Raw genomic sequence first — 3,618 nt, 5'->3', positions numbered from 1 at the left:
TCGCCGCAAGAGATCCTGACCGCCAAACCGCCGAGATCCATATCCGCGTCGCTCTCATGAACCGCTTCTCAGCCCTCGGCACCGCCGAGATCGTTCGCGTGGCCTGACATCAGCGGGGCAACGGGGCGTCATGCCTTAGGTGTGAGTTCTGCAACAACGCCCCTCAACTCGCTCATCTTGGAACCTCCTCTCCACAGGAAGGGTCAGTCCCTCATGTCGACAGGGGGGCAGTTCGCCGTGTCGCCTGACAAAAAGCACCGTTAACTACGAAAAAATCTCCCGAATCTGGTTGTGATGCCGTAATTGATGAAGGGTAGGCGGTTCTTACGTGGCCTGTGGCAACTTGTTAATTAGTAAAGTTAAGGATGCTTGTGACGGAGAACAAAACATACCCAAGCACCGGATCAGTCTCAGTTGATCCGGTGCTCGATCTGGACCTGCCTGGGACCGAGGTAAAGGTTCCATTGGTCATTGACATGGATGGCACGCTGTGCCGCAGCGATACTCTACACGAGGGGATGCTCAGCCTGATTGCGCATCGCCCAGCAGCACTATTACAATTACCTTTGTGGCTTGCCGAAGGAAAAGCCGCCTTCAAGGGGAAAGTCGCGGATCGATCGGTCCTAGACCCCGCCCTTCTGCCCTATGACAGGGACGTTCTGGAGCTGATCGCCCAAACTCGGACCGAGGGACGGAAGGTAGCTCTGGTATCTGCCGCCGATCACAGACAGGTTAAGGCCGTGGCAGCACATCTAGGTCTATTCGACCTCGTTACCAGTACCGGCAGTTCCGGGGTTGACGGAAACCTGCGCGGCAAGGCCAAGGCTGACTTCCTGATCGGGCAGTTTGGCGCGCAGGGGTTCGATTATTTGGGCGACAGTGCTACGGATCTACCGGTATGGAAGGAGGCAAGACGCGCCTTTGGGGTGCGGCTTTCGCCGGGATTGCAGCGTCGCGCAACGGCCATGGGCATCGATCTTGTCAAAGTCGGCGACGCGGGCGGCTGGCCCATGCCGGCGCTTATCAAGGCCTGCCGCCCACATCAATGGGCCAAGAATCTGCTGATCCTGTTGCCAGTGCTGGCCTCTCAGGATTTGGCTGGGTTGCCCGCCGCGCTCCTGGCAATCCTGTGCTTCTCTCTCACAGCGTCGGCAATTTATATCGTCAACGATCTGCTGGATCTGCCTTCGGATCGCATGCATCCGCGCAAGCGTAACCGCCCCTTCGCTTCCGGCTCGGCTAATGCGGTGCAGGGGCTGACAGTAGCGGCGGGCTTGCTGGCGGTATCGATCGTGCCGGCAGCGCTGGTCCTGCCAGTGGCTTTTCTGTGGATTCTGCTGCTCTATCTGGTGACGACGACGCTTTATTCGTTGACGCTCAAGCGCAAGATGATGGCCGACGTAATTGGTTTGGCGGCGCTTTACACGTTGCGCATCGTGGCAGGCAGCATGGCGACAGGCATTGTGCTTTCGCCTTGGCTGCTGGTCTTTTCGATGTTCCTGTTCTTTGCGCTGGCCACAATCAAGCGACAGGCCGAACTTGAGGATCTTGTCCTGCGCGGCAAGACGGCGACCGTGGGTCGTAACCTGATGGTTGTAGATCTGCCGATCTACCAGGCAATGTCCATCGCTGCGGCGCAGGCGGCGGTCTTGGTCTTCGCGCTCTATTCACAGGATGGCGAAGTTCAGCAGCAATTCGGCAGCCCTGACCTGCTGTTGCTGATCTGCCCAGTTCTGATGGTGTGGATTGGTCGGATGCAGCTGATGACCCGCCGTGGCTTCATGACTGATGATCCGATCGTGTTTACCCTGCGCGACCGGGTCAGCCTAGTATGCGGAGTGCTAATGATGGCTATTTTTCTTGTTTCCGCACAGGGAGGACGGGCATGACATCCCATGCGACAACCTGGTCTCACCTGCCGGGCAGTTTTTGGAAGCTGCTGCTGATCGGAATGGGGCTGCGCATTCTGTGGGCCTTTGCAATCCCCGTGCTCCCGGTGTCGGACGGCTTTGCTTACCATCAATTTGCGCGAACGCTGGTCGATCATGGCATTTATGGTTGGAGCGCGCTGGAGCCGAGCGCTTATTGGGCGGTCGGAACGTCAGCGCTGGTTGCCTTCACCTATCTCTTTACCGACAGCTACATCGGCGTGGTGATCCTGAACCTCATCGCGAGCCTCATGATCCTGACGCTGACGCATCATCTGGCGGCACGCTGGTTCGGCCCCCGGAGCGGGCTTTTGGCCATGGCAGTAGTTGCGTTCTGGCCGAATCTAATCTTCTTCACGACCATCCTGTCGAGCGAGCTGTTCTTTATCGCCATGAGTCTTGCCGGGCTGTTCTTCTGGCAGAGACCGGTTGGCAATCCAATGGCGAACCTAATTCTTGCCGGGTTGGTCTGGGGGCTGACCTCCTATATTCGGCCAGTAATTCTCTTGGTGCCGGTTGCGCTGGCACTGGTCGATCTGGTCCGAGGACCACGTCGTTTTACCGTCACCGCAATGGAAGCCATGATCGCTGTGCTATTGATTATCCTAGTCGCTATGCCTTGGACAATGCGCAACCAGCAGGTCTTTGGCAAACCGGTGATGATCTCTACCAATTTTGGTCCAAACCTGTGGATGGGCAACAATCCAGCCAGCAATGGCGGCTACATGCAGCTGCCGCCCAAGGTCATTACCATGTCAGAGATCGAGCGCAGCGATTACCTGAAGGCCGAAGCGAAGCAATTTATCATCGAGAATCCGGGAGCGGCGATCCGGCTGCTGGGCATGAAGCTGGTGCGCCTGAACATCCGCGAAACCATCGGCGTTGCTTGGAACGAGGAACATTTGCGTTTCCTAACCGGCGAAAGAGGGGTACAGGCCGCTAAACTGATCTCCACCGGATATTGGTATCTGCTGCTGGTCGGAGCACTAGCCGGGATGGTGGTAATCGGGCGGCGAGACGGTATCGCCGCAGTATTTTTCAATCCGCCGGTTGCACTGTGGGGATATTTTACGGCGCTACATGTGGTGGTGGTGGCCGATGATCGGTATCACGTCCCCTCATCACCTTTTATCGCGATACTGGCCGCGGTTGTGCTGAATGCTTTGCTGTCGCGCCATTTGTTACGGAGCACGCCACATGAATCACTGGTTGCTGATCTTGATCGCCGCGGGAGCAAACGTAGCGTTGAACCTGTGTCTGAAAAAGGGCGGGCAGGAGCTAAATATCTCTAGCCCCTGGACCATCGTCATGTCGATCATAACTTCAGGTTGGATGTGGCTTGCGGTGCTGAGTGCTGGTTTTTTGTTAACCGCTTTTGTGGCGGCTATTCGTCTCTATTCTCTAAGCCTGACCTACACAGCAGTAACTGCCTTGGCGATGGTGCTGCTGACAATGATTGGGGTGCTGCTGCATCAGGAAAGTATCAATTTGGCACGTATTGCAGGGCTTGCGCTTATCATCGTGGGTCTTGCTGTCACAACCATGGCCGGAGCGAGATGAATTCTTACGTGAAGTGGCCCCTGTTTCGACCGGACACTTGGGCATAACCATGGAGGCTTAGGCATATGCCTGAGCACGTGCTTATGTCTGAGATTGAAATCATCACCGATGGCGGCCGTCGTCGTCGCTG

3 protein-coding genes and 1 pseudogene are annotated in these 3,618 nt (G+C 56.7%); all 4 read left to right on the top strand.

What is annotated here, in order from left to right; genetic code table 11:
• Positions 1–107: pseudogene (locus OC184_RS19600) on the top strand (IS5/IS1182 family transposase); the annotation flags it as partial.
• Between the two features lie 264 nt (positions 108–371).
• On the top strand, positions 372–1,889 hold the full coding sequence (locus OC184_RS19595; protein ID WP_265508855.1) for a UbiA family prenyltransferase: 1,518 nt from the start codon (positions 372–374) through the stop codon (positions 1,887–1,889).
• Entirely contained in the window at positions 1,886–3,220 is a 1,335-nt protein-coding gene (locus OC184_RS19590) for an ArnT family glycosyltransferase (protein WP_265508853.1), read from the top strand. The genes OC184_RS19595 and OC184_RS19590 overlap by 4 nt, the downstream gene beginning before the upstream one ends.
• A 16-nt stretch (positions 3,221–3,236) precedes the next feature.
• Entirely contained in the window at positions 3,237–3,488 is a 252-nt protein-coding gene (locus OC184_RS19585) for a hypothetical protein (protein WP_265508852.1), read from the top strand.
• Positions 3,489–3,618 lie beyond the last annotated feature (130 nt).

Source organism: Paracoccus rhizosphaerae (assembly GCF_026162645.1).
GTDB classification, from domain to species: Bacteria; Pseudomonadota; Alphaproteobacteria; order Rhodobacterales; family Rhodobacteraceae; genus Paracoccus; species Paracoccus rhizosphaerae.
The sequence above is the reverse complement of the archived record's forward strand: the minus strand, read 5'-3'. Positions and strand labels throughout refer to the sequence as shown.